Below are 25,423 nucleotides of genomic sequence, written 5' to 3' on the forward strand. Positions count from 1 at the left end.
GCTCGGTCGCGAAGACGCCCGCTAAGCGGACGTGACGCTCCCTTAGACGCACGCTGCCGGATGCCCCGCCCACTCCGCAAGCACGTCACCAAGGCGGGGTGCGCACAAGGGCCGGCGGAGCCGGACTTTTCGAAAGCCTGCGTCAAAGCGACGAAGGAGCAGCAGGCGTGAAAATGTCCGGTCCGCCGTCGCGAAGGTGACCACGGAGGGGCACCAAAAGCTACTTGGCGCGGCGATAGAACGGGAGGTCGACCACTTCGAACGGTTCTGCCTTGCCGCGGAGATCGATGTCCAAGGCCGTGCCGGGTGCCGAGTAATCGACGTGGACGTAGGCCATGGCGATCGGGTAGCCGAGGGTGGGCGATGGCTGGCCGGAGGTGACTTCACCGACTGTGTCCCCGTCCTTGAGTACGGGGTAGTGGGCCCGGCCTGCGCGGCGGCCCTTGCCTTTGAGGCCCACGAGGCGGCGGCCGGAGGTGCTGCCGGCGCCGGCTTCCTTCTTTGCTGCCAGCGCGGCCTTGCCAACGAAGTCGCCCTCCTTGGAGAGTGCGACGACGGGGCCCAGGCCGGCAGCGAACGGGTCACCCTGCAGCGACAGTTCGTTGCCGTACAGCGGCATCCCCGCTTCCAGGCGGAGGGAGTCGCGGGAGGCCAGGCCGGCGGGGGTCAGTTCCCCGTCGTCGGCGATGGCGGCCAGTGCCTGCCACAGTGCCGGGGCGTCATCGTTGGCCACGAAGATCTCGAACCCGTCCTCACCGGTGTACCCGGTGCGCGCGAGCAGGAGTTCCTTGCCGGCCCCGCCCACCAGGAACGGAACCTCCACGGCGGCGTAGTACTTCAGGTCCACCACCAGGGAGTGTTGTGCGGCCGGGACCAGGCGCAACAGGAGTTCCTGGGCCTTGGGGCCCTGCACCGCGATCAGCGATGTACGGGCCGAGGCGTCCTCCACCAGCACGTCAAACCCTGCGGCGCGTTCCTGAAGGGCTGCCGCCACCACTGCGGCGTTACCCGCGTTGGGCACCACCAGGAAGACGTCGGTGCCGTCTTCAGCGGCGGGACGGCGGTAGGTGATGAGGTCGTCGATGATGCCGCCGTCCTCGTTGCAGATCAGCGAGTACTTGGCCTTGCCCACGGCCATGGCGGAGATCTTTCCCACCAGGGCAAAGTCGAGGAAGGCGGCAGCCTGCCGCCCGGTGACCCAGACTTCGCCCATGTGGGAGAGATCGAACAGGCCCGCAGCTTTGCGGACGGCGTGGTGCTCGGCCAGTTCGGAGCTGTACTTGAGCGGCATCTGCCAGCCGCCGAAGTCGGTGAAGGAAGCGCCCAGCTTCTTGTGTTCGTCGTAAAGGGCGGTGTATTTCTCAGTCACGGTGCCGGTCCTTCAGTTTTCGAACTCTTCGAGCGGCGGGCAGGAGCAGATGAGGTTCCGGTCTCCGGCGGCGCCATCGATCCGGCCCACCGGCGGGAAGTACTTGTCCTGCTTGTGGTGGGCAGGGAACGCGGCCTGCTCGCGCGGGTAGGCACGGTCCCAGTCGGAGCTGACGACGGCGGCTGCCGTGTGGGGTGCGCGCCGCAAGGGTGAATCCGCCACGGCAAAGTCGCCATTGGCCACCTGGTCGATCTCCCTGCGGATGGTGATCATGGCCTCGATGAAGCGGTCGATCTCGGCCAGGTCCTCGGACTCGGTGGGCTCCACCATCAGGGTGCCCGCTACGGGGAACGAAAGGGTGGGGGCGTGGAAACCGAAGTCGATCAGCCGCTTGGCCACATCCTCGGCGGTGACGCCGGTCCTGGCTGTGAGTTCGCGCAAGTCCAGGATGCATTCATGCGCCACGAGGCCACCTTCGCCGGTGTAGAGGACCGGGAAGTAGTCGTTCAGCCTGGCAGCGACGTAGTTGGCCGCCAGCAGCGCGGACTTGGTGGCCTGAGTCAGGCCTTCCCCGCCCATGAGCTTCACGTAGGCCCAGGAGATCGGCAGCACACCCGCCGAACCGAACCGGGACGCCGAGATGGCTACCCCGTGGCCTTCCTCATGCGCTGCCTTGTTCGCGTCGCCGGGCATGAACGGTGCCAGGTGGGCCTTCGCCGCGACCGGCCCGACGCCGGGTCCCCCGCCGCCGTGCGGGATGCAGAAGGTCTTGTGCAGGTTCAGGTGGGACACATCCCCGCCGAACTTGCCCGGCTGGGCCAGGCCCACCAGGGCGTTCAGGTTGGCGCCGTCGACGTAGACCTGGCCACCGGCAGCATGGACGGCCTCGCAGATCTCGGTCACGTCCGCATCGTAGACGCCGTGGGTGGACGGGTAGGTGATCATGATCGCCGAGAGGACGTCCTTGTTCGCCTCGATCTTGGCCGTCAGGTCATCGTGATTGATGGTGCCGTCCGCGGCGGTGGCAACCACTACGACCTTCATGCCGGCCAGGACGGCGGAGGCAGCGTTGGTGCCATGGGCCGAGGCCGGGATCAGGCAGACGTTGCGCTGCTGCTCGCCGCGGGAGTGGTGGTACCCGCGGATAGCCAGCAGCCCGGCCAGTTCGCCCTGGGAGCCCGCGTTGGGCTGGATGGACACCTGGTCATACCCGGTGATCGTGGTCAGGTCCGCTTCCAGGTCCGCGATGAGTTCGCGCCAGCCTTCGGTCTGGGAGTCCGGGGCGAAGGGGTGGATGGAGGCAAACTCCGGCCAGGAGATGGCTTCCATCTCGGCGGTGGCGTTCAGCTTCATGGTGCACGAGCCCAGCGGGATCATGGTGCGGTCCAGCGCGAGGTCCCGGTCCGACAGCTTCCGGATGTAGCGCAGGAGCTGGGTTTCGGACCGGTACGTGTTGAAGACCGGGTGCTGCAGGTAGTCGGAGGAACGCTCCACGGCGGCCTCCAGCACAAAGCCCTGGCCCTCGCCGCGGATCCCGGCAACGGTGGCGCCAAAGACGTCGGCAACCTCGGCGACGATGGCCGGCGTCGTGGTTTCATCCAGGGAAATGCCCACGGTGTCGGCGTCGACGGGACGCAGGTTGATCCCGCGTGCTTCGGCGGCGGCGACAATCGCGGCAGCGCGTCCCGGGACCCGGACCGTCAGGGTGTCGAAAAAGCTCGTGTGCAGCACCTCCACACCGGCACCCGCCAGCGAGGCCGCCAGTGTTCGTGCATGGCCGTGGGCGGTTTCCGCGATCGCCTTCAGCCCGTCGGGGCCGTGGTAGACGGCGTACATGGAGGAGACGATGGCCAGGAGGGCCTGCGCGGTGCAGATGTTGGACGTGGCCTTTTCGCGGCGGATGTGCTGCTCGCGCGTCTGCAGCGCGAGGCGGTACGCGGGCATCCCTGCGTCGTCCTTGGACACGCCCACCAGGCGGCCGGGCATGGAACGCTCCAGGCCCTTGCGGACGGCCATGTAGGCGGCGTGCGGCCCGCCGAAGAACAGCGGCACCCCGAAACGCTGCGTGGAGCCGACGGCGATGTCGGCGCCCTGCTCGCCGGGAGGCGTTATCAGGGTCAGGGCCAGCAGGTCGGCGGCCACGGTAACCAGCGCACCGCGGTCCTTCGCCGCCGCAATGGTGGCGGACTGATCCCAGACCCGGCCTGAGGCGCCGGGCTGCTGGAGCACGATCCCGTTGATCGCACCTTCAGGGAGGCCCTTGGACAGGTCGGCAACCTCAACCTCGAAGCCGAGCGCCTCGGCGCGGCCCTTGACGATGGCAATGGTCTGCGGCAGCACGTCAATGTCCAGGACGGTCTTGCCGTCGTGGGCGTCTTTGGTCTTGTTGGCGCGGCGCATGAGCAGCACCGCTTCGGCCACGGCGGTGGCTTCATCCAGCAGGGAGGCGTTGGCGATGGGCAGGCCCACCAGGTCCTGGACCATGGTCTGGAAGTTCAGGAGTGCCTCAAGCCGGCCCTGGGAAATTTCGGGCTGGTACGGGGTGTAGGCGGTGTACCAGGCCGGGGCCTCGAGGATGTTCCGGCGGATCACGGCAGGGGTGATGGTGTCGTAGTAGCCCTGGCCAATCATCTGGACCGCGGTCTTGTTCTTGGCGGCCAGCCGGCGCAATTCAGCAAGCACCTCAACCTCACTGAGGGCATCCTGCAGGCGGAGGGCCGTGTCCTGGCGGATGACCTTGGGCACGGCGGTGTCCACCAGGGAATCGACCGTGCCGTAGCCCACGGCTTTGAGCATGGTGTCGGCGTCGTCCTGGCGGCGTGCGCCAATGTGGCGGTCTACGAAGGTGGTGGAGGTTGGGGTAACCGACACGAAGGAACTCCATTTATTCAGGCGGCGCAGGGTACGCCACAGCTATTCGGGTCCCTCCCCGCTCTGTATTGGACCTGAGAGTTTCCGCGTCGCCTGCCTGCGCAGGAACCGCTTGCACCGTCGGTGAGCACAACAGCCGTTCCGCTTCCCCCAAGGGAGGCCGGACAACTGCCTGCTGCTTTCCAGAGGTGCCTCGCCGCGGCGGTACAGGGGCCTGCGAGATTCCTGGGGAGGATTTGCTCCTACGGCGCCTGCCTGTACTTCCGGCAGAACTCTCCCGCCGCAGATCAAAGGCTATTCATTTGTTGGATCATGACGGCCGGTGACAGCCCTCACAACTCTCCATTGTCCTACGCCAGAAGCCCTCCGGCAAATGGAAAACTACCTGCGGAGCCGTTCCAACGCGGCCAGGAGTTCCTCCACGTCAGCGGCTGCTCCGCCTTCCGGCGCAGGGCCCACGGAAAGCATGGCATTGAAGTACAAACCGTCACCCATATACAGGACAGCCCTGGCCAGGCCGGGCCCCACATCCGCAGCAATCTCGTCCAGCCACCGCTGCTGGATGGCGGCGAACCGGCGGCGGGTCTCCTCATGCGCCACCTCGGCAAGCCGCGTGGCGGCCACAATGACCCGGTCCAGAGGAGTATCCGCCCAGACAGAGGAACGGATGAAATACGCGGCGGCACCTTCGCTGGCCGAAGCCATCGCGTCGGCATCCGCCTTGGCCAACCCCTCAAGGCGGTCCAGCAGCACGGCGATGAGCGCTTCCTTGTTGGGAAAGTGGTAGAGGAGGCCACCTTTGGACACCCCGGCCTTACGGGCTACGGCGTCGAGGGTTGCAGCGCGCTCCCCCACTTCGATCAGCAGGGACTCGAAGGCGTCAAGGACCGCATCACGGGCTACAGGCTTTCGGGGCATGCCTTCCATCATGCCCTCCACCGGCAGGGAAGAAGGAATGCTTCGGTTTCAAACTATACCGTCCAGACGGTACAGTTATTACATGACGACCTCCATTCGCCCGGCCTCCTTACAAAGGGACAGCTCCGCCATGCGGCCACCGTGGCGGGATTGGCTCGCGTTGGGGCTGCTGATGTTTCCCGTGCTGCTGGTGGCAGTGGACAATACCGCCCTGACCTTCGCCCTGCCCGCCATCGCCCGCGCCCTGGAACCGACGGGCCTGCAGCTGCTGTGGATCGTGGACGCCTATCCACTGGTCCTGGCAGGGCTGCTGGTATCAATGGGAAGCCTCGGCGACCGGATTGGGCGGCGGCGGCTGCTGGTCGTCGGCAGCCTGGGCTTCGCAGGGCTGTCCGCCGCCACGGCATTCGCGCCCACCCCGGAGTGGCTGATCGCCGGCCGCGCGGCGCTCGGGTTCTTCGGCGCCATGCTGATGCCGTCCACCTTGTCGCTGATCCGGAACATTTTCCCGGAGCCCAACCGCCGGCGGATGGCCATTGCCATCTGGGCTGCCGGATTCTCCGGCGGCGCCGCCCTGGGCCCCATCCTCGGTGGATGGCTGGTGGAGCACTTCTGGTGGGGTGCCGTGTTCCTGGTGGCCGTGCCACTCATGCTGCCCCTGCTGGCGCTGGGGCCGGCCTTCATTCCGGAGTCCAGGGATCCCGCGCCGGGAAGAGCGGACATTCCCAGCGTCCTGCTATCCATGCTGGTCATGGTGCCCACGGTCTACGGCGTAAAGTCAGTAGCCACCGAAGGTCCGGGGCCGGCCGGGCTGGGAAGCATAGCCTTCGGCCTGGCCATGGGCATTGTGTTCGTGCGGCGCCAGCACCGGCTGGAGCACCCGCTGCTGGACATGTCACTATTCCGCAACAGGGTGTTCAGCATGGCCATCAGCGCCAACGTTTTGGCCCTGTTTTCCTTCAACGGGTTCATCCTTTTCCTTGCCCAGCACCTCCAACTCCTGGAGGGGATGACACCGTCGGCGGCGGGCATTGCCATGCTCCCGGCCCTGGCAGCCACAGTGACGGCAGGGCTGGTGGTGGTCCCGCTGGTCCGGAAGGTGCGTCCGGGGTACGTCGTGGCCGCGGGCCTGTCCTTCAGTGCCGTCGGCTACAGCATGGTGGCCTTCGGTAACGACGGCGGGGGCCCGCCCCTGCTGCTGGCAGCATTGCTGGTCCTGGCGCTGGGCGTAGGCACGGCGGAAACCATCTCGAACGACCTCATCCTCGGCTCGGCCCCGCCGGCGAAATCCGGCGCTGCGGCAGCGATTTCCGAGACGGGCTACGAGGTGGGATCGCTGCTGGGGACCGCGGTGCTGGGCTCCATCCTGACCGCGTCCTACCAGCAGAACCTCCGGCTGCCGGCGGGGCTGGAGGCCATGCTGCCCGGAACCTCGCTGCACAACGCCAGGGAAACGCTGGCCGGTGCGGTGGACGCAGCCAACCTGGTGCCGGCACCGCTCGCCGGAGCCCTCAAGGACGCTGCGGCGGCCGCCTTCGATTCCGGCGTGCACGTTACGGCGGCAATTGGGCTGGTCCTCATGGCGACGGCGGCAGTGCTCGCCGCCGTCGTCCTCCGGAAAGCGCCCAAAGCGGCTTAGCGGAACATCCGCAGTATTGCCCGGACAACAGCCAGGCGTCCGGCGCGGCGGGATCCGCCGGCGCCGGACGCCCGTGTGGACTGCCCGCTACTTGGAGTCGGCCGCGGTGACCTTGGCGGTGGGCTTCATGTTTTCCGCCTGCACCATCCAGGCGAACTGCTCCAGCCGGGCGATGAACTCGTGCAGGAGGTCCGCGGAGGTGGGGTCTTCCTCATCCACTTCGTCATGGACCTTGCGCATGGTGCCCACGGCCGCCTCCATGGCAGCGACGATCCGCTCGATGGCATCCGCGGTGCTGATCAGCCCTTCCGGGAACTGGGCCAGGCTGGTGGTCTCGGCAACGGTGGCGCTGCGGCCGTCGGGAAGCGCGTGCAGGGCGCGCATGCGCTCGGCGGTGTCGTCGGCGAACTGGCGGGCAGCGTCCACAATCTCGTCAAGCTGCAGGTGAAGGTCGCGGAAGTTGGTGCCCACGATGTTCCAGTGCGCCTGCTTGCCCTGAACGTGGAGCTCGATCAGGTCCGCCAGGACGGCCTGCAGGTTGTTGGTCAGTGTCGGTGAAGCTTTCATGCATCCTCCTCAATTGGTCCAGTACGGCAGACGCTACCAGCCCCGAACGGCGCGGCGGCAGGGCAAAAGGCAATTTCTCAGTGAGCTTACTAATTTCGGAAACCAGTCATAAACGAATGTGATTCATATTGCGTCTTGCATCACAGGCGGGGCACCCCCATACTAAATGAACGCCATTCATATAGTGACCTCCGTCTCACAGCCTTCCAGAAAGTGGTGCCATGACAGAGACAATCCGCACCAGTACTGCCAAACCCGGCCCGCACGCGCACGCGCCCTCCGCGGACGGCGTCAGCGCCAAGGGACTCAAGGGCGGCCAGCTCGGGCTCCTGGCCGTCGTCGTCCTGGGTATTTCCACCATTGCCCCCGCCTACACCCTCACCAGCGCACTTGGACCCACCGTCAATGAAGCCGGCCTGCAGCTGCCCGTCATTTTCCTCATTGGGTTCATCCCCATGATCCTGGTCTCGCTCGCCTACCGGGAGCTCAACGCCGACTCCCCGGACAGCGGCACCACTTTCACCTGGGTGACCAAGGCATTCGGTCCGTGGATCGGCTGGATGGGCGGGTGGGGCCTGCTCGCCGCCAACATCATCGTGCTGTCCAACCTGGCCGGCGTCGCCGTCGACTTCTTCTACCTTTTCCTCTCCCAGCTCACCGGCTCCCCCGAACTGGCGGACCTCGCGGACAACAAGGCGTTGAACGTCATCACCTGCTTTGTCTTCGTGGCGCTGGCCGTCTGGGTCAGCTACCGCGGCCTGCACACCACCAAGCTGGTGCAATACAGCCTGGTGGGCTTCCAGCTGCTGGTGCTGGGCCTGTTCGTGGCCATGGCCTTCGCCAACTGGTCCACCTCGGAAACAGCAATCCCGTTCAGCTGGGACTGGTTCGACGTCACCAAGATCGAGACGTTCGGACAGATCGCCGCCGGCATCTCCCTCTCGATTTTCGTGTACTGGGGCTGGGATGTCTGCCTGACGGTCAACGAGGAAACAGCCAACGGCAAGAAGACCGCCGGCGTGGCCGGTACCTTGACCGCCGTCATCGTCCTTGCCATCTACCTGCTGGTCAGCATCGCCACCATGATGTTCGCCGGCGTCGGCGATACCGGGAACGGGCTGAACAACGCCGAGAACCACGAGAACATCTTCACGGCGCTGGCCTCCCCCATCATGGGCCCGTTCGCCATCCTGATGTCCCTGGCCGTGCTGTCCAGCTCCGCCGCGTCCCTGCAGTCAACCTTCATGTCGCCCTCGCGCAGCCTGCTGGCCATGGCACACTACGGCGCGCTGCCGGCACCCTTCAGCCGCATCAGCAGCAAGTTCTCCACGCCGGGCTTCGCCACCATCGCCGCCGGCGTCATGTCTGCTGGGTTCTACGCAGTCATGCATGTGGTCAGCGAGAACGTCCTGAACGACACCATCCTGGCCCTGGGCCTGATGATCTGCTTCTATTACGGCCTCACCGCCCTGGCCTGCACGTGGTACTTCCGCCACAGCCTGTTCAACAGCATGCGGCACTTCGTGCTGCGGCTGGTGTGCCCGGTGATGGGCGGCGTGGGGCTGTTCGTAGTATTCGTCCAGACCGCCATGGACAGCCTGGCACCTGAGTTTGGCAGCGGTTCAGAGGTGTTTGGCATAGGCCTGGTATTCATCCTGGGCGTCGGCATCCTGGCCCTGGGCGCCGCGGTCATGCTGGTCATGTCCCGTACGCACCCGGGCTTCTTCCGCGGCGAAACCCTCAAGCAGGACACCCCGGCGCTGGTGGTTCCGGAATAACTTCCAACCCAAAAGGTGCCGCGCCCCCACCGTGGCCCGGCACCTTTTCGGTGTGGCGGCGACGGACGGCTCACCAGTAGTGCGCCACGTCGATGACCAGGCGGGAGCCGGCGCCCGGACCGTCAAGGGCGAACACCCGGAACGGGAGGCGGGCACGGACGCCCACGCCGATGGTGGACTGGCCCTCGAAGCTTCCGGCCCAGACCACCTGGCGGAAGGTCTGGTATCCGGAAACGTCGGAGAGCCCGGCCTTGTCGGCAGGTGTGTAGGTGGGCTGGCCGTTGGCGTCGTAGGCAGGCGCTTTGACGACGACCTGCAGCCGGGCGCCGCCCCGGGTGGGCACGATTGCGCCCGAGCCGTCCTGGATGACCTGCGGGACGTAGCGCACGGTGTAGCCGGGGGCCGGCGCGCCGCCCAGGTCAACCACCAGCCGGTCAAAGCAATAGTGCTGCCCGGTCCGGACGTTCGTCACGGGCACGCGGCCCATGGCGCCGTCCGACTTGATCAGCGAACCCCATGTGAGTCCGCAGTAGGGAGCCGCGGAGGCGGGCCCCTCGACGACGATTCCCAGCCCGACCGCCAGCAGGATGGCCGCGAGCCAGATGGAGAACTTTTTCATTGTGGTGCCACCCAAAATAAGGGCTATTGGATGCTTCCAGCGTAGGAGCGTTGGCGGGCGGAAACGAGGTCCATTTTGATAACGACGGCGTCCGGGGACAAAGAAGCGCCGGCCACCTCGGGTGAGGTGGCCGGCGCCGGGAAAACCAGGATGGGATTCTAGCCTTCGCAGTCGCGGCAGTACTTCAGGCCGTCCTTTTCGCGGGCGACCTGCGAGCGGTGGCGGACCAGGAAGCACGACGAGCAGGTGAACTCGTCCGACTGTTCGGGAACCACAATGACCGTCAGTTCCTCATTGGACAGGTCTGCGCCGGGCAGGTCGATACCTTCAGCGGTGTCGTTCTCGTCGACATCGATAACCGCGGTCTGCGCGTTGCCGCTCCGTGATGCCTGGAGGGCCTCGAGGGAGTCAGCCGGCGACTCTTCTTCCTGCTTGCGTGGAGCATCGTAATCGGTAGCCATAGCATGTTCACTTTCGTTGCTGCGCAGCGCCATTTCAGGCACCTCAGTGAAGCAGTTTAGGGCATGATCCCTCTACCGGCGCAATAGTGTGCTTAACCAGACACTGGGCCGGTTTCTGCCGTTGTTCCTGCGTGCTCCGAGCGGGCGTGGCCGGCTCCGATGGACACCCCGCTCAAGGCCGGCAGCCAGCCCCAGCGGGTGGCGTCGGCCATGGCACCGGCAGCGTCCGTTTCGCAGTCGAAGGTGACGGAGTCCAGCAGCCAGTCGCGGAGGCGGATGAGCAAGGTAGCGGTCATGCCTGAAAACTACGCAGTTATTGTTGTGGCCACGTTTCGCGCGGGTCTCCCGCTGATTAATTCGGCGCCGGCCACGCTACGGGGCGGGTGGCGCCGTACTTCTGCGCACGATGAGCTCAGGCTCCACCACCAGGGTCCGCGGCCCGTCCCCGCCCTGGAACGCGGTGAGCATCATGTCCATGCACCGCCGGCCCAGCTCTTCGAAGTCCTGGCGGACCACCGTCAGGGGCGGACTGAAGTAGCCGGCCTCCGGCTGGTCGTCGAAGCCCACCACCGAAACATCCTGCGGCACCCTGATGCCCGCCTCGTTCAGGGCACGCAGGACCCCAAGGGCCATCTGGTCGTTGCCGACGAAAAGGGCAGTGGCGCGGCGGCCGGCAGCCAGCCGCCGGCCGATCTCGTATCCGCTGCCCGCGCTCCAGTCACCCTCGGTGACCAGGTCTGCCGCGAGCCCGGCCGAGCAGAGGGCTGCCCGCCAGCCCTCGGCGCGGGCTACGGCGTCGATCCAGTCCTGCGGCCCCGCAACGTGTCCAATCCGGACGTGCCCCTGGGCGATGAGATGTTCCACCGCCAGTTCGGCGCCGCGCCGCTGGTCCACCTTGACCCCGCCCACGGTGTCATTGCCGTCAGGTCCCACGGCCACCACCGGCACTCCGATGGGCAGTTCCGCCAGGGCAGCCAGCGTTTCCAAATGCGGGACGATGACCACGATTCCGTCCACCGACTGGTCCAGGAAGTGCCGGACGGCGTCCAGGATCGCGTCCCGGGTGACCTCGCGCAGCGCCGCGACGCTGACGAAGTAGCCGGCATCCCGCGCAGCCCGTTCCACCCCGAGCAGGGTATTGGCCGGGCCGTACTGCGAAAGCTCGCTGCCCAGGACACCGATGATCTGCGAGCGCCGGGTGACCAGGCTTCGGGCGGCAGAGTTGCGGCGGTAGCCGAGTTCCGCGATCGCAACTTCCACCTTCCGGCGGGTGCCGGGACTCACGTTGGGGTGGTTGTTGACCACCCGTGAGACGGTCTGGTGCGATACCCCGGCACGTGCCGCCACATCCTCGAGCCTGGGCAGCCGCCGCGGGACGCTGTCCGTCACGGGGTTCCCGTCCCTGGCCGCCGCCGGGACCTTTGCCACCGGATCAGATCCCGCCGGCCAGTTTGTAGTAGGCGGCGTTCCAGTTCAGGTCCTTCTTGAACTGGCGGATGGTGGTGCCCTGGTCGATGGTGAGCAGTTCCGTTTTGGCTATTTCGGCGAAGTCCTCGAAGACGTCCATGCCCACCTGGGTGGAGAGCACGGTGTGGTGGGCTGCGCCGGCGGTGAGCCAGGCGGCGGCGGAGGTTGCGAAGTCCGGCTTCGGCTGCCAGAGAGCGCGGGCCACGGGGAGGTTGGGCAGCGGCTGGTCGAGCGGGACGACGTCGACGGCGTTGGCCACCAGGCGGAACCGGTCCCGCATGTCGGACAGGGCGACGACGACGCCCGGGGATGCGTCGGCGTCGAACACCAGTCGGACCGGGTCTTCCTTGCCGCCGATGCCCAGCGGGTGGATTTCCAGGCGCGGCTTTGCTGCCGTCAGGGAAGGGCAGACTTCGAGCATGTGGGCGCCCAGGATCTTCTCGGACCCGGGCTCCAGGTGGTACGTGTAGTCCTCCATCAGGGAGGCACCGCCGGGCAGGCCCGCGCCCATCACCTTCGCGGCGCGCACCAGGATGGCGGTCTTCCAGTCGCCTTCGGCGCCGAACCCGTAACCGGCGGCCATGAGCCGTTGCACGGCGAGCCCGGGCAGCTGGCGGAGGGCACCGAGGTCCTCGAAGGACGTGGTGAACGCGGCCGAACCATTGGCTTCGAGGAACCTGCGCAGGCCCAGTTCGATCCGGGCGCCGTACCGCAGCGATTCGTGCCGGGCCGCGCCTGCGCGAAGCTCCGGCACCACGTCGTAAAGGTCCTCATACTCGGCCACCAGCGCGTCGACGTCGGACTCCGCCGCGCCGTGGACGGCGTCCGCGAGTTCGTTGACGGACCAGGTGTTCACCGCAACGCCGAACCGCAGCTCGGCCTCGGTCTTGTCGCCTTCGGTGACGGCGACGTTGCGCATGTTGTCGCCAAAGCGGGTGAGCTTCAGGGTGCGGACGGCTGCCCAGCCAGCGGCGGCGCGCTGCCAGGATCCCACCTGGCGGGCGACCTCGGGGTTGGAGACATGCCCGACGACGGTCTTCCGGGCAATGCCCAGGCGGGACTGGATGTACCCGAACTCGCGGTCACCGTGTGCTGCCTGGTTCAGGTTCATGAAGTCGAAGTCGATGTCCGCCCAGGGCAGGTCCCGGTTGGCCTGGGTGTGCAGGTGCAGCAGGGGCTTCCGCAGGAGGTCCAGGCCCTGGATCCACATCTTGGCGGGGCTGAAGGTGTGCATCCAGGCCGTCACGCCGATAACCGAGTCATCGGCGTTCGCCTCCAGCGCGGTGCGGCGGATGGCATCCGAGTCGGTGAGCACCGGCTTCCAGACGATCCGCACGGGCACCGCGGAGGAGGCGTTGAGCTGGTTGGCGATCTCCTGCGACTGCGCGGCCACCTGCTTGAGGACTTCCTCGCCGTAGAGGTGCTGGCTGCCGGTGAGGAACCAGACTTCGTAGCCGTCGAGGGAAGTGGTTGCAGCGGTACTCATGATTCTCCTGGAAAGATTTTCTGGCCGGTTGGTGGCCGGTGCGTGTTATTGGCCGTAGACGTTCTGGTAGCGGGCGTAAAGGGAGTCGATGTGGGCCTGGTCGATGGGAAGCGGCTCGCCCAGCTGCCGGGAAATGTGCACGGTGCGCGCCACTTCCTCGCACATGACGGCGGCCTTGACGGCGGCGCGGGCATCCTTGCCGATGGTGAAGGGGCCGTGGTTCTGCATCAGGACGGCCGGGGACGTGGAATTCTTCAGGGTCTCCACGATCCCATGGCCAATCGAGTCGTCACCGATCAGGGCGAAGGGTCCCACCGGGATGGAACCGCCGAACTCGTCCCCCATCATGGTGAGCACGCAGGGGATGGCCTCGCCCCGGGCAGCCCAGGCGGTGGCGTACGTTGAGTGCGTATGCACCACCCCGCCCACCTCCGGCATGTGCCGGTACACGTACGCGTGCGCGGCGGTGTCCGACGAGGGCGACAGCGCGGGATTGCCCCAGTCCACCGTGCCGCTGCCGCCAACATTGGTGCCCCTGACCGGGGTGCCGTACAGGTCCGTCACGATCATCTGTTCCGGGGTCAGGTCCTGGTAGGCGACCCCGGAGGGCTTGATGACCATGAGGTCGGTGCCCGGCACCCGGGCGGAAACGTTGCCTGCGGTCCACACCACCAGTTCGTAGCGGGTCAGCTCGGCGTGCAGGGCGCACACCTCCGTCCGGATCCGGGCGATGGTTTCCAGGAGGCCGGTTCCGGCGCCTGTTCCGGCGGTCATGCGGACACCCCCACGGTTGCTTTGGCGGCGACGCCTGCTCCGGGCCGGGCCGCCTGGGCGGCCTTGCGCTGGATGGCCTTGAGCCGGTGCATGACATCGTTGCTGCCCCGGCCGAAGTAGTCGTGCAGGGTGCGGTACTCCTGGAACAGTTCGTCGTAGGCGGCCGCGTTTTCCGGGATTGGGGTGTAGACCTCGCCGGGCTCGGCGCCCATGGCCGCGGCGGCTTCGCGGATGTCCGCGTATGCTCCCGCTGCGACGGCGGCGTGGATGGCAGAACCCAGTGCCGGTCCCTGTTCCGAGCCGATGGTGGACAGAGGCAGGCCGGTGGCATCGGCGTAGATCTGCATCAGGAGCCGGTTCTTCAGCAGCCCGCCGGCAACGATGAATTCCTTGACCGGGACTCCGGCGTCGCGGAAGGCGTCCACGATGGTGCGGGTTCCAAAGGCCGTGGCTTCCAGGAGGGCGCGGTAGGTGTCCTCGGGCCTGGTGGCCAGGGTTTGGCCCACCACCATGCCGGATAGCTCGTGATCCACCAGGACCGAGCGGTTTCCCGAATGCCAGTCGAGCGCGATCAGGCCGTGCTCCCCGATGGCCTGGCGGGAAGCCAGTTCGGTCAGGTACTCGTGGATCCCCAGCCCGGCGTCCTTGGCGGCCTGGTGGTATTCGGGCGGGACGCCGTGCCTGGTGAACCAGCCAAAGATGTCCCCCACCCCTGACTGTCCTGCCTCGTAGCCCCACAGGCCCGGAACGATTCCACCGTCCACGGCGCCGCACATGCCCGGCACTTCCCGCAGTTCGCTGCCGTTCATGACGTGGCAGGTGGAGGTGCCCATGATCGCCACCAGCTGGCCGGGCTCCACGGCCTTCGCGGCCGGGGCGGTGACGTGGGCGTCAACGTTTCCCACGGCCACCGCGATGCCCTCCGGCAACCCGGTCCAGGCGGCGGCCTCCGCCGTCAGGGTGCCGGCGGCATCACCCAGCCGGCCGATGGTGTGCTCCAGCTTGGAGCTGACAAAATCCTTGAAGTCAGGGTTGAGGGCGGCCAGGAACTCTTCAGACGGATACCGGCCGTCCTGGTAGATGCCCTTATAACCGGCGGTGCAGGCGTTGCGGACATACCGGCCGCAGAGCTGCCAGACGATCCAGTCCGCCGCCTCCACCCAGTGGTCCATGGCGGCGTAGGCCTCCGGATCCTCCTCCAGCAGCTGCAGTCCCTTGGCGAACTCCCATTCGGAGGAGATCAGTCCTCCGTAGCGGGGAAGCCAGTCTTCGCCGCGTTCGGCGGCGAGCCGGTTGATCCGGTCGGCCTGGCCCTGCGCAGCATGGTGGCGCCAGAGCTTTACATAGGCGTGCGGACGGTTCGCGAAGCCGGGCAGTTCGTTCAGGGGTGTGCCGTCGGCCGTGACCGGCACCATGGTGCAGGCGGTGAAGTCGGTGGCAATACCGACGACGGCGGCCGGGTCGATCCCGGCGTCGGCCACGGCGGCGGGGACAGCGGTACGGAGGACGTCCCGGTAGTCGTTGGGCACCTGAAGTGCCCACTCCCCGGGAAGCCGGGCGCCGTCGTCGCCCGCTGTATCCCGGGGCAGGACGTCGGTGACCACCGCGTGGGCATACTCATGGACGGCGCTGCCCAGTTCCTTGCCGTCCCGGACACGCACCACCACGGCGCGGCCTGAAAGGGTTCCGTAATCCACTCCGATGACGCAGTGGTCATGGCTGGGCTCGGAGCTGGACGTGGTCAGCGCATCTGGCATGGGGGTTGCCTCCGTCCGGGAGGCATGGGCCTCATTACCGGGTTTGTAGGGGTCAGGGTGGAGCTACGTGCTGCAGCTAGTGTGAACGCTAACAAACTGGAAGTCAATGAGCTGGAAAGTTTTCGGGGATTCCGGCTGGACACTCTTGTTAGCGTTCACAAATCAGTCTATATTGAACCGACACATCAACAATGTGGCCAGGACCAGGGAGCATAGGTGCTGCCTGGTCCACCAACGCTTCGTGGCAGTGCTGCCGCGGAAGGAGAAAATGGTGAGAATCAAGAAACTGATGGGCGCGGTGGCCCTCGTCGTCGCCCTGACGGTGGGCGCCACCGGTTGTGGCTCCCGCGGCGGGGCCAGCGAATCCAGCGGTGCCGCGAAGCCCAGCGATTCACTGGTAGGCATCTCGATGCCGACGCAGACTTCCGAACGGTGGATCGCCGACGGCGCCAACGTGGAAAAGTCCCTGAAGGACCTCGGCTACAAGACAGACCTCCAGTTCGCCAATGACGACATCCCCACCCAGGTCTCGCAGATCGAGAACATGCTGACCAAGGGCGCCAAGGCCCTGATCATTGCCGCCATTGACGGCACCACCCTGACCGACGTCCTGGCCAAGGCCAAGGAGCAGAACGTCAAAGTGATCGCATACGACCGCCTCATTAACGGCACGCCGAACGTCGACTACTACACCACGTTCGACAACTACACTGTGGGCGTCCAGCAGGCCACTTCGCTGTTGACCGGCCTCGGCCTCGTTGATGCCAGCGGCAAGAAGGTCGACGGCAAGGGCCCGTTCAACATTGAGCTCTTCGCCGGCAGCCCCGACGACAACAACGCCAACTTCTTCTGGACCGGCGCCATGGACACCCTCAAGCCGTACATGGACGCCGGCACCCTGAAGGTCCCCAGCGGCCAGACCAAGTTCGAACAGGCCGCCATTCTTCGCTGGCAGGCCCCCGTGGCCCAGAAGCGCATGGAGGACATCATCACCTCCGCCTACAGCTCAGGCACCAAGCTGAACGGCGTCCTGTCCCCGTATGACGGCCTGTCCATCGGCATCATCTCGGCCCTCACCAGCACCGGCGGCTACGCCAAGGGCAGCCTCCCGGTTGTTACCGGCCAGGATGCCGAAAAGGGCTCCGTCAAGTCCATCATCGCCGGCGAGCAGTACTCCACCATCTTCAAGGACACCCGCCAGCTCGGCGCGCAGGCCGTCAAGATGGTCGATGCAGTGCTGAAGGGCCAGGAACCGGAGACCAACGACACCAAGACCTACAACAACAAGGTCAAGGTTGTCCCGGCCTTCCTGCTGAAGTCCCTGATCATCACCAAGGACAACTACAAGAAGGAACTGATCGACTCGGGTTACTACAAGGACTCCGACGTCAAGTAGTCAGCGTCCGGAGGCTGTGGCCGGACCTCCATCCGGCCACAGCCCCTCCCGCCGCCTCCTGCAGCAGCAGGACGGCCCAGCTCCGACCAGTCAGTGGGAATTGACCGATGAACACACCCATTCTTCAGATGCGAGGAATCACCAAGACGTTCCCGGGCGTGAAGGCCCTCCAGGACGTCACCCTGGACGTAAACCGCGGCGAGGTCCACGCCATCTGCGGCGAAAATGGAGCCGGCAAATCAACGCTCATGAAGGTGTTGTCCGGCGTCTATCCACACAACTCCTTTGACGGGGAGATCCTCTTCGAAAACGAACCGTGCAACTTCTCCAGCATCTCGGACAGCGAGAAGCGCGGAATCGTCATCATCCACCAGGAACTGGCCCTGAGCCCGTACCTCTCCATCGCCGAGAACATCTACCTGGGCAACGAACAGGCCACCAACGGTTGGGTGGACTGGCGCAAGACCAACCTGGAGGCCGCCAAGCTGCTGGCCCGCGTGGGCCTCGACGAAAACCCCGTCACACCGGTGCAGCACATCAGCGTGGGCAAGCAACAGCTGGTGGAGATCGCCAAGGCCCTGTCCAAGGAGGTGAAGCTGCTGATCCTGGACGAACCCACGGCCGCCCTCAATGACGAGGACTCCGGCCACCTCCTGGACCTGATCCTCCACCTGAAGGGACAGGGCGTCACCAGCATCATCATCAGCCACAAACTCAATGAGATCCGAAGGGTGGCGGACGCCGTCACCATCATCCGGGACGGCAAGACCATCGAGACCCTACGGCTCGACGAAGGCCAGATCACCCAGGAGCGGATCATCCGCGGCATGGTGGGCCGCGACCTTGAAAGCCTGTATCCGGACCGTGAACCGAACATCGGCGAGGAAGTCCTGCGGATCGAGGACTGGTCCGTGCGCCACCCCCAGGACCACAGCCGCATGGTAGTCAACAATGCCAACCTGCACGTCAGGAAAGGCGAGGTGGTAGGGCTGGCCGGCCTCATGGGCGCCGGGCGCACCGAGCTTGCCATGAGCGTCTTCGGCCGGACCTACGGCACCGCCACCTCCGGGAAGGTCTACAAGTACGGCGAGGAAATCAACACCGCCACGGTGTCTGACGCCATCAGGCACGGCATTGCCTACGCCACCGAGGACCGCAAGCACTACGGCCTGAACCTTATCGAGGACATCAAACGGAACATTTCCCTGGCATCACTGCGCAAGCTGGCAAAACGCGGCTTCGTGGACAAGAACCAGGAGACGGTGGTGGCCAACGGCTACCGCAAGAGCATGAACATCAAAGCCCCGTCGGTGGCTGCCGTTACCGGGAAGCTGTCCGGTGGAAACCAGCAGAAGGTGGTTCTCAGCAAATGGATGTTCTCCGATCCCGACGTGCTCATCCTTGATGAACCCACCCGCGGCATCGACGTCGGCGCCAAGTACGAGATCTACACGATCATCGCCAAGCTCGCCGCCGAAGGAAAAGCCGTCATTGTCATTTCCTCGGAGCTACCCGAGCTCCTGGGAATCTGCGACCGCATCTACACCCTCGCTGCCGGGCACATCACAGGCGAAGTGCCCATCGCCGACGCCACCCAGGAAACCCTGATGCACTACATGACCAAAGAGAAGGAATAGCGACATGTCCGCCTTACGAGAATCGCTTGGATTCCTCACCAGCCGCCTCCGCCAGGTTGGCATCTTCGTTGCCCTGATCCTGATCGTCCTGCTGTTCCAGGGACTGACCGGCGGAATCCTGCTGGAACCGCAGAACGTCACCAACCTGGTGGTCCAGAACAGCTACATCCTCATCCTGGCCATCGGCATGGTGATGGTCATCATCGCCGGGCACATCGACCTTTCCGTTGGATCGGTGGCAGGGTTCATCGGCGCCGTGGCCGGGGTCATGATCGTGCACTGGGGCTGGCCGTGGTGGGCAGCCATCCCGGCCTGCCTCCTGGTCGGAGCCCTGGTCGGCGCGTGGCAGGGCTACTGGATCGCCTACGTGGGGATTCCCGCCTTCATCGTCACGCTCGCCGGCATGCTGATCTTCCGCGGGCTGACGCTCATCACGCTCAAGAACCAGCAGATCACCCCGTTCCCCGCCGAACTGCGGGCCCTGGGCGGCGGCTTCCTTCCGGACATTTCCGGCGGAACTTCCGTGCTGGAATGGCTCACCGTCATCCTGGGCCTCGGCGCCACGGCGGCCCTGCTGATCCAGGCCTTCAAGGAGCGCAGGATCCGCCGCAAGTTCGACCTCGAAAGCGAACCCCTGGTCTGGTTTGTCATCAAGACAACCTTCACCGCGCTGCTCATGCTGGTCATCACGTTCCTGCTGGCGTCCTACCGGGGCACTCCGATCGTCCTGGTGGTCCTTGCTGCCCTGGTGATCGCTTACACCGCCCTCATGAACAACAGCGTCTTCGGCCGCCACACTTACGCTATCGGCGGCAACCTCCACGCCGCCGAACTGTCAGGCATCAAGACCAAGGCCGTCACGTTCCGGCTCTTCGTGAACATGGGCGTCCTCTCCGCGCTGGCGGGCCTGGTGTTCACCGCCCGGCTCAACTCCGCCCAGCCCGCCGGCGGAACCGGCTTCGAGCTCGATTCCATCGCGGCAGCATTCATCGGTGGAGCAGCTGTCACCGGCGGTATCGGAACAGTAGCCGGAGCCATGATCGGTGGCCTCATCATGGGCGTACTGAACAACGGCATGTCCATCCTGGGACTGGGCACCGACTACCAGCAGCTCATCAAGGGCCTGGTACTCCTGGTCGCCGTCGGTTTTGACATCTTCAACAAGAACCGCAGCGGCGGCGGAGGGGAGATTGGCAAGCGCTTCAAGCTCAAGACCAGCCCTCCGCCGGCCCGGGAAAAGCCGGCGCCGGCCGCCAGCGAAACGGTGGAGGCAGGCGTGAAGTAGGCGGGTCACGCGCACCTGCCGGCCCCCGTTGCCCGGACGAAGTCCCGGCAACGGGGGCCTTCCTGCGTCCGGCGCCGGGAAGCAAACGCCCAGGCAGCTCTTTAAGGGGCAGCCAGGCCGGTGGCGACATCAGCCGGCGAGCGCCGGCGCCGGCTGAGCACAATAAAGGGCGCCGCCAGCAGCTGCACCGCGCCGCCCAGGGCCAGGGACGCCGGGTAGCCGTAAAGGTCCGCGGTCCTGCCCAGCACCGGCTGCACCACCACTCCCCCGCTCGAACCCATGAGCGACGCGAAGCTCAGGACCGTGGCCCGCTGCTTCGAGGCGATCATGTCGTTCAGGTACGCCTGGCGGACAGGGGTGCCGGCGGAGGCAACCACGGCCCACAGCGACAGCAGGACCAGGGCAAGCCAGAAGGAGTGGGTGGCCAGGAGCACCACCAGGACCACTGAGCTGGCAATCGTGGAGCCGATCAAGACCGTGGTGCGGCGGCCCACCAGTTTCCGGACCAGCGGCGCAAGCCAACCACCAACGATGTCCGCGCCGGCAACGATCGCAGCTGCCAGTCCTGCGATGGCATAGGCCTTGGGGTCGCCAAAGAGCTGCAGCAGGTACGGCTGGAGGGCGTAGAAGACGTAGAACCCCACCCCCTCGGTGAACGGGGCCGCCAGCATCATGAACCGCACCGGAGGGTTCTTCAGTCCGCCCTCCAACGAGGCGCGCAGGACTGCCCGCGTGGCCTGCACCGGGTGGGCCGACCGCTCGGGGGTGAAGCCGACGTCGTGCATGAGGAGGAACGCAAGGGCGAACATCGCCACCAGCACTCCCACCCGCAGCAGGAAGGGGACGCCAAGGTTCGTGGCCTGGGCAATGACACCGCCTGCCACGGATCCGGCCAGCATTGCGATTCCGGACACCATCTGGCCCCGCCCCAGGACGGCTTCCAGGCCGCCGTCGTAGCCGGAGAAATGGAGGGCATCCACCAGCCAGGCTTCCACGGCTCCGGAGAAGAAGGTGAAGCCAAGGCCAAGCAGTGCAGACACGGCCGCCCACCACCAGAACGGGGCCGACAGCTGCCAGAGCAGGTAGTACAGGTAGGTAGACGCCGCCAGGGTCACGGTGCCCAGCAGGAAGGATGCGCGGCGTCCCCAGCTGTCCGCCACCACCCCGGTGGGCACCTCGAAGAGAACCATCCCTGCGGTGAAGAAGGCGTTCGCGGCGAAGGCCTCGAGGTTGCTGAGCCCCGCGTCGAGCAGGAAGAGCGTGTTGATTCCCCAGATGAAGGACGCCGCAAGCGTGTTTCCCAACGTCAGCGTCAGGTAGACGTTCTGGATCTTTCGTGCTGCGGCGTTCACCGGCGCCCGTTCCTTCGGACTGTTCCGGGGCGGATCAGGACGGGCTGAAATTTGGCGGGACGGGGTCGTGGCGCAGGTACTGCCGCCGGAACCGGCCGGTGCCTGCCGTGAGGGCCCGCAGTTCCACCGCGTAGCGCAGGAGCTCCTGGTCGGGGACTTCAGCGCTGATCTCCGTCAGTCCTTCGCCTGATGAGGTGGTGCCCGTGAGGCGCCCCCTGCGGCCCGACAAATCGCTCATTACGGTACCCACGTGTTCGTCGGCAACGGTGATGGTCACGGAGGACACCGGTTCCAGCAACTGGACCTTCCCGGCGGCCGCAGCTTCGCGCAGCGCCAAGGCCCCTGCCGCCTGGAACGCCGCATCCGACGAATCCACGCTGTGGGCCTTGCCGCCGGTAAGGGTCACCCGCAGGTCCACGACGGGAAAACCTGCCGACACCCCCCGCTCCATTTGCGCCCGGACCCCTTTTTCGATGGACGGAATGAACGTTCCCGGGATGACGCCGCCCACCGTCTTGTCCACGAACTCGAATCCCCCGCCGCGCTCCAGCGGTTCCACCTCGATATCGCACACGGCGTACTGGCCATGGCCGCCGGACTGCTTGACGTGGCGTCCGTGGCCGGAGGCGGGGGCAGCGAAGGTTTCCCGCAGCGGTGTCACCACGTCAACGGTATGCAGTTTCACGCCCTGCTCGCGCAGCCGGTCCAGGACCACCTCGGCGTGTGCCTCCCCCATGCACCACAGCACCAGTTGGTGGGTCTCCGCGTTCCGGTCCACCCGCAGGGTGGGATCCCCGGCGGCGATCCGGCCGAGGCTGCGGGCCAGCGCATCCTCGTCGCTGCGGGAATCCGCTTCCACGGCAACCGGCAGCAGCGGTTCGGGCATCTCCCACGTGGCAAGCAGCAGCGGGCTTTCCCGGGCGGAAATGGTGTCCCCGGTTTCAGCGCTGCCCAGCTTCGCCAGGGCGCACATGTCCCCTGCCACGGAGAAGGGGACAGGCCGCAGGCTGGCGCCCAGCGGGGAGTAGATGTGGGTGACCCGTTCATCGGTGTCGTGGTCCTGGTGCCCGCGGTCAGCCAGGCCGTGTCCGCCCACGTGGACGGGAGTATCTTCCCGCAGCGTCCCGGAGAAAACCCGCACCAGGCAGATGCGGCCCAGGAAGGGATCGTTGGAGGTCCGCACCACTTCAGCGGCGAGCGGGCCATCAGGATCGCAGGATAGCCTTCCACCCGGTTCCCCCGCGAGGTCGGTCATGTCCGGCAGTCTGCCTTCCAACGGGGCCGGGAAGGCGCGCACCAGGACCTCGAGCAGCTCTGCCGTGCCGAGTCCCGTAACAGCGGACGTTGGCAGGACGGGAAAGAACGAGCCCCGGGCGACGGCGGTTTCCAGGTCGTCTGCCAGCACCGCGGTATCGATGTCCTCCCCGTCCAGGTAGCGGTCCATCAGGGTTTCGTCTTCGCTCTCGGCGATGATGCCCTCGATCAAGGCGCCCCTGGCGGTCCCGGCGGCAGCGAGTTCCCCGGGTGCGGCCGGACGGACATCCGGTGAGGGATCGCCGGATGAGTAGTCCGTTACCTCCTGGGACAGCAGGCCCAGGAGACCGGCCGCCCCACCCTCGGCGGGCACCGGGACGTACAGCGGGAGTACACCGTCGCCGAACGCTTTCCGGCAGGCGGCCAGGGCGCCGTCGTAATCCGCCCGCGGATGGTCCACCCTGGTGATGACGACGGCGCGTGGCAGCCCCATGTCCGCGCACTCGCCCCACAGCGCCGTAGTGGTGGCATCGATGCCGTCCACGGCCGAGACCACGAACAGGGCGGCGTCCGAAGCCCTCAGTCCGGCCCGGAGTTCCCCGATGAAATCCGGGTAGCCGGGGGTGTCCAGGAGGTTCACTTTGACGTCGCCCACCAGCAGCGGAACCAATGACAGCGTGACCGAGCGTTGCTGGTGCACCGCAGCCGGATCCGAGTCGCTGACCGTGGAGCCGTCAGCAATGGATCCCTTGCGGGTGATCACCCCGGTGGCTGCGAGCAGTGCCTCGATCAGCAAGGTCTTCCCGGCGCCGGAGTGCCCCACCAGCGCCACGTTCCGGATCCGGGCCGGGTCCTCCGCCGCGATCCCGGTGGCCTGGTCTGCCCGCTTTGCGTCAGGCCCGTTCCTGCCGCCGGCACCCCGCGCGGACTCCTTGGTGCTCTTCACCGACATTGGAACCTCCTGGCATCGTTGCCGACCGGACCGGACGTGTCCTCTGATTCGACACCTTGGGACGGCGGGACGGCAAGTGCCCAGGCTATTTGCTGCGGGCTTTGCGGGTGGCGGCGTCGTTGGCCTTCTGGAGGGCGTGGACCAGTTGGTCCTTGTCCATCTTTGAGCGGCCCTTGACGTCCAGTTCCCTGGCCAGCTTGTAGAGGTGCTCCTTGGACGCATTGGCGTCGACGCCGCCGGCGGTGGGCTCGGATGACCGGACGCCCTGCTCCGCGCGTTTGTCAGACGGGCCGCGCTTTTCCTTGGGCTCCCAATGGTCGCCCACCTTCTCATAGCTGTGCTTCAGTGAGGCGTAGGCTGCACGGGCAGCGCGCTCTTCGTCGTTGTCGTAGGACTCGAGGGCGGAGTCATAGGTCTTCGCGAACGTGTCCTGGGCCTTTTGCTCGGAACGCTGCAGTGTGGACGGCAGTTCGTCCTTGCGGGCATGGTCGTTCTTGCCGGTCTTGGGCATGGCACCCATCCTCCTTTAGTCAGCAGGCTGATTATTCGGATGGATCCAGCTTAGACCCGGAGGTGATGTGGAGCCCCCTGTCGGATTCGAACCGACGACCCCCGCTTTACAAGAGCGGTGCTCTGGCCAACTGAGCTAAGGAGGCATGCCCCGGAAGGGCGTGCGCCCGCAGGCGCTAGATAAGGTTAGCCCAACTCCAGCCGGGGGTAAAAACGCCCGCTGAACCGGCGGTGGATGCGCAAGGGCCCACCCCGGAGCGAATCCGGAGCGGGCCCCTGCACGGGCTGTTTCCCGTTAGCCCTTGGCCGCGATGGCTGCCTGCAGGAAGTCCGGGAACGGCGTCTGGGCGCTGTCCCCCTTGCCCCACTGCTTGCCGTCCACGAACACGGTGGGCGTACCCGTCACGCCGATGGCCGCCGCTTCCTTGGTGGTGAACTTCACGAACGGGCGGTACGTCTTGTCATCGACGCAGGAACCGATATCCACGCCCATGTCGGAGGCCATCTTCTTCAGGTCGTTGTCCGAGAGGCCGGCACTTCCTTCAGCCGGTTGCTGGGCGTACAAGGCATTGAAGTAGTCGGCGTACTTCTGCGGAGCCGTGTTGGCAACGCAGGCCGCCGCATTGGCCGCACGCGATGAGTAGTTGGTGGTGGACCGGCTGTCCAGGAAGCCCAGCGGCCGGTATTCCACGGTGATCTTGCCGTCATTGCGCAGCGAGGTGAGCTGGTCGTTGTACTGGGCCTCGAAGTTCTTGCAGACGGGGCAGATGAAGTCGATGTAGAGGACAACCTTCACCGGCTTGCCCGCCTCAGCTTCGGCGCCCGGGGCCACTACCTCGGCCGGCGGGGTCTTGGGGGCGTCCCCCAGGGAGGCTGCGTCGACGGTAGCCGGTCCCGTCTTGGCCACGTCCGTGTTGGCCAGCAGGGTCACGCCCCCGTGGGCGTTGGCGTTGGCGGGGACCGGCCCCTGGTCGGCTATGGGCGCGTTCTGCTTGAGGCGGTTGGTGACAACCAGGGCCACCACCACAAGGATGGCCACAACCGCCGCCACGATGCCCCAGCCAATGAGGAGCTTGTTGCGCTTGTCCTTCTTTACCTGCGCTTCGCGGATCAGGCGCGCCTTTTCGCGCGCCTCCGCGGTTCGCTCAGCCTTGGACTTACGTACTTCGTTTGCGGGGCTCATGAGTTCCTTGGGTCGGTCGACGTAGGGGGACCACTTGGTGGTGCCCCAAACATTTTAGGGGAGAAAGCTGAGAGCTTGCGGTTTCAACCATTCTTCCGGCTTGACCAACGGACGAATAGCCCCGATGATTCCGTCCGGCTAGGGTGGC

At 66.1% G+C, this 25,423-nt stretch carries 20 protein-coding genes, 1 tRNA gene and 1 riboswitch; of the genes, 5 read left to right on the plus strand and 16 right to left on the minus strand.

Translation table 11 applies throughout. The annotated features are described in order from the left end of the window. Positions 1-220 precede the first annotated feature (220 nt). The 3 genes from gcvT to PV772_RS20045 form a co-directional block, all read right to left on the minus strand. Complete coding sequence (gene gcvT / locus PV772_RS20035) at positions 221-1,369, minus strand: glycine cleavage system aminomethyltransferase GcvT (RefSeq protein WP_141158058.1); 1,149 nt, start codon at positions 1,367-1,369, stop codon at positions 221-223. A gap of 12 nt (positions 1,370-1,381) precedes the next feature. Next, positions 1,382-4,240: an aminomethyl-transferring glycine dehydrogenase gene (gcvP, locus tag PV772_RS20040; RefSeq protein WP_141158059.1), complete on the minus strand. Its 2,859-nt coding sequence runs from the start codon at positions 4,238-4,240 to the stop codon at positions 1,382-1,384. Positions 4,241-4,432: 192 nt separating this feature from the next. Then, positions 4,433-4,530, minus strand: a riboswitch (glycine riboswitch). A 91-nt stretch (positions 4,531-4,621) separates the two neighbouring features. Then, positions 4,622-5,158, minus strand: a complete 537-nt coding sequence (locus tag PV772_RS20045; RefSeq protein WP_141158060.1) for a TetR/AcrR family transcriptional regulator — start codon at positions 5,156-5,158, stop codon at positions 4,622-4,624. 82 nt (positions 5,159-5,240) lie between these two features. Here PV772_RS20045 and PV772_RS20050 point away from each other — a divergent pair, with 82 nt between their 5' ends. Further along, positions 5,241-6,797, plus strand: a complete 1,557-nt coding sequence (locus PV772_RS20050; protein ID WP_347887335.1) for an MFS transporter — start codon at positions 5,241-5,243, stop codon at positions 6,795-6,797. A gap of 87 nt (positions 6,798-6,884) precedes the next feature. On the opposite strand, the gene PV772_RS20055 is transcribed toward PV772_RS20050, so the two are convergent. Next, positions 6,885-7,364 carry a DNA starvation/stationary phase protection protein gene (locus PV772_RS20055; protein WP_141158062.1) on the minus strand — a complete coding sequence of 160 codons (480 nt, stop codon included), beginning with the start codon at positions 7,362-7,364 and terminating at the stop codon, positions 6,885-6,887. Positions 7,365-7,585: 221 nt separating this feature from the next. Here PV772_RS20055 and PV772_RS20060 point away from each other — a divergent pair, with 221 nt between their 5' ends. After that, a complete protein-coding gene (locus PV772_RS20060) occupies positions 7,586-9,142 on the plus strand; it encodes an APC family permease (protein ID WP_347887336.1) in 1,557 nt (518 codons plus the stop codon). 70 nt (positions 9,143-9,212) lie between these two features. Here PV772_RS20060 and PV772_RS20065 read toward each other — a convergent pair whose 3' ends face one another. The 7 genes from PV772_RS20065 to araB all read right to left on the minus strand — a co-directional run bounded on the left by PV772_RS20065 (position 9,213) and on the right by araB (position 15,706). After that, positions 9,213-9,761: a hypothetical protein gene (locus tag PV772_RS20065; RefSeq protein WP_347887337.1), complete on the minus strand. Its 549-nt coding sequence runs from the start codon at positions 9,759-9,761 to the stop codon at positions 9,213-9,215. A 158-nt stretch (positions 9,762-9,919) separates the two neighbouring features. Next, positions 9,920-10,222, minus strand: coding sequence for a DUF4193 domain-containing protein (locus PV772_RS20070; RefSeq protein ID WP_018762118.1), 303 nt, complete (start codon positions 10,220-10,222; stop codon positions 9,920-9,922). A 92-nt stretch (positions 10,223-10,314) separates the two neighbouring features. Continuing rightward, positions 10,315-10,518: a hypothetical protein gene (locus PV772_RS20075; RefSeq protein ID WP_347887338.1), complete on the minus strand. Its 204-nt coding sequence runs from the start codon at positions 10,516-10,518 to the stop codon at positions 10,315-10,317. A gap of 76 nt (positions 10,519-10,594) precedes the next feature. Continuing rightward, positions 10,595-11,611 carry a LacI family DNA-binding transcriptional regulator gene (locus PV772_RS20080; RefSeq protein WP_307360960.1) on the minus strand — a complete coding sequence of 339 codons (1,017 nt, stop codon included), beginning with the start codon at positions 11,609-11,611 and terminating at the stop codon, positions 10,595-10,597. 43 nt (positions 11,612-11,654) lie between these two features. After that, positions 11,655-13,175, minus strand: a complete 1,521-nt coding sequence (gene araA / locus PV772_RS20085) for an L-arabinose isomerase (protein ID WP_347887339.1) — start codon at positions 13,173-13,175, stop codon at positions 11,655-11,657. A gap of 45 nt (positions 13,176-13,220) precedes the next feature. Continuing rightward, positions 13,221-13,949 (minus strand): L-ribulose-5-phosphate 4-epimerase, encoded by a 729-nt coding sequence (locus tag PV772_RS20090; protein WP_141158067.1) that lies wholly within the window; start codon positions 13,947-13,949, stop codon positions 13,221-13,223. Then, positions 13,946-15,706 (minus strand): ribulokinase, encoded by a 1,761-nt coding sequence (gene araB / locus PV772_RS20095; RefSeq protein WP_347887340.1) that lies wholly within the window; start codon positions 15,704-15,706, stop codon positions 13,946-13,948. The genes PV772_RS20090 and araB overlap by 4 nt, the downstream gene beginning before the upstream one ends. Before the next feature lie 268 nt (positions 15,707-15,974). Here araB and chvE point away from each other — a divergent pair, with 268 nt between their 5' ends. From chvE to mmsB, 3 genes are all read left to right on the plus strand, one after another. Further along, positions 15,975-17,102 carry a multiple monosaccharide ABC transporter substrate-binding protein gene (gene chvE / locus PV772_RS20100; protein WP_210411293.1) on the plus strand — a complete coding sequence of 376 codons (1,128 nt, stop codon included), beginning with the start codon at positions 15,975-15,977 and terminating at the stop codon, positions 17,100-17,102. Positions 17,103-17,209: 107 nt separating this feature from the next. Further along, the gene (mmsA, locus tag PV772_RS20105; protein WP_141180797.1) at positions 17,210-18,739 is read left to right on the plus strand and encodes a multiple monosaccharide ABC transporter ATP-binding protein; all 1,530 of its coding nucleotides are present in this window, start codon (positions 17,210-17,212) and stop codon (positions 18,737-18,739) included. Between the two features lie 4 nt (positions 18,740-18,743). Beyond that, positions 18,744-20,024, plus strand: a complete 1,281-nt coding sequence (mmsB, locus tag PV772_RS20110) for a multiple monosaccharide ABC transporter permease (protein ID WP_141158070.1) — start codon at positions 18,744-18,746, stop codon at positions 20,022-20,024. Between the two features lie 101 nt (positions 20,025-20,125). Here mmsB and PV772_RS20115 read toward each other — a convergent pair whose 3' ends face one another. The 5 genes from PV772_RS20115 to PV772_RS20135 all read right to left on the minus strand — a co-directional run bounded on the left by PV772_RS20115 (position 20,126) and on the right by PV772_RS20135 (position 25,275). Continuing rightward, positions 20,126-21,376, minus strand: a complete 1,251-nt coding sequence (locus PV772_RS20115; protein ID WP_347887341.1) for an MFS transporter — start codon at positions 21,374-21,376, stop codon at positions 20,126-20,128. 34 nt (positions 21,377-21,410) lie between these two features. After that, positions 21,411-23,582 (minus strand): elongation factor G-like protein EF-G2, encoded by a 2,172-nt coding sequence (locus PV772_RS20120; protein WP_347887342.1) that lies wholly within the window; start codon positions 23,580-23,582, stop codon positions 21,411-21,413. A gap of 85 nt (positions 23,583-23,667) precedes the next feature. After that, entirely contained in the window at positions 23,668-24,093 is a 426-nt protein-coding gene (locus tag PV772_RS20125; RefSeq protein ID WP_347887343.1) for a ChaB family protein, read from the minus strand. A 68-nt stretch (positions 24,094-24,161) separates the two neighbouring features. After that, positions 24,162-24,238, minus strand: a tRNA-Thr gene (locus tag PV772_RS20130). A gap of 149 nt (positions 24,239-24,387) precedes the next feature. Next, positions 24,388-25,275, minus strand: coding sequence for a thioredoxin domain-containing protein (locus tag PV772_RS20135; protein ID WP_347887344.1), 888 nt, complete (start codon positions 25,273-25,275; stop codon positions 24,388-24,390). Positions 25,276-25,423: the final 148 nt, after the last annotated feature.

The organism is Pseudarthrobacter sp. CC12, assembly GCF_039907755.1.
Lineage (GTDB): Bacteria > Actinomycetota > Actinomycetes > Actinomycetales > Micrococcaceae > Arthrobacter > Arthrobacter niigatensis.

Excerpts from the sequence above, each read along its gene's own strand:
- PV772_RS20045 (WP_141158060.1), bottom strand. The coding sequence starts at position 5,158 with ATGCCCCGAAAGCCTGTAGCCCGTGATGCGGTCCTTGACGCCTTCGAG.
- PV772_RS20050 (WP_347887335.1), top strand. The coding sequence starts at position 5,241 with ATGACGACCTCCATTCGCCCGGCCTCCTTACAAAGGGACAGCTCCGCC.
- PV772_RS20055 (WP_141158062.1), bottom strand. The coding sequence starts at position 7,364 with ATGAAAGCTTCACCGACACTGACCAACAACCTGCAGGCCGTCCTGGCG.
- PV772_RS20060 (WP_347887336.1), top strand. The coding sequence starts at position 7,586 with ATGACAGAGACAATCCGCACCAGTACTGCCAAACCCGGCCCGCACGCG.
- PV772_RS20065 (WP_347887337.1), bottom strand. The coding sequence starts at position 9,761 with ATGAAAAAGTTCTCCATCTGGCTCGCGGCCATCCTGCTGGCGGTCGGG.
- PV772_RS20070 (WP_018762118.1), bottom strand. The coding sequence starts at position 10,222 with ATGGCTACCGATTACGATGCTCCACGCAAGCAGGAAGAAGAGTCGCCG.
- PV772_RS20075 (WP_347887338.1), bottom strand. The coding sequence starts at position 10,518 with ATGACCGCTACCTTGCTCATCCGCCTCCGCGACTGGCTGCTGGACTCC.
- araA (WP_347887339.1), bottom strand. The coding sequence starts at position 13,175 with ATGAGTACCGCTGCAACCACTTCCCTCGACGGCTACGAAGTCTGGTTC.
- PV772_RS20090 (WP_141158067.1), bottom strand. The coding sequence starts at position 13,949 with ATGACCGCCGGAACAGGCGCCGGAACCGGCCTCCTGGAAACCATCGCC.
- araB (WP_347887340.1), bottom strand. The coding sequence starts at position 15,706 with ATGCCAGATGCGCTGACCACGTCCAGCTCCGAGCCCAGCCATGACCAC.
- chvE (WP_210411293.1), top strand. The coding sequence starts at position 15,975 with ATGGTGAGAATCAAGAAACTGATGGGCGCGGTGGCCCTCGTCGTCGCC.
- mmsA (WP_141180797.1), top strand. The coding sequence starts at position 17,210 with ATGAACACACCCATTCTTCAGATGCGAGGAATCACCAAGACGTTCCCG.
- mmsB (WP_141158070.1), top strand. The coding sequence starts at position 18,744 with ATGTCCGCCTTACGAGAATCGCTTGGATTCCTCACCAGCCGCCTCCGC.
- PV772_RS20120 (WP_347887342.1), bottom strand. The coding sequence starts at position 23,582 with ATGTCGGTGAAGAGCACCAAGGAGTCCGCGCGGGGTGCCGGCGGCAGG.
- PV772_RS20125 (WP_347887343.1), bottom strand. The coding sequence starts at position 24,093 with ATGCCCAAGACCGGCAAGAACGACCATGCCCGCAAGGACGAACTGCCG.
- PV772_RS20135 (WP_347887344.1), bottom strand. The coding sequence starts at position 25,275 with ATGAGCCCCGCAAACGAAGTACGTAAGTCCAAGGCTGAGCGAACCGCG.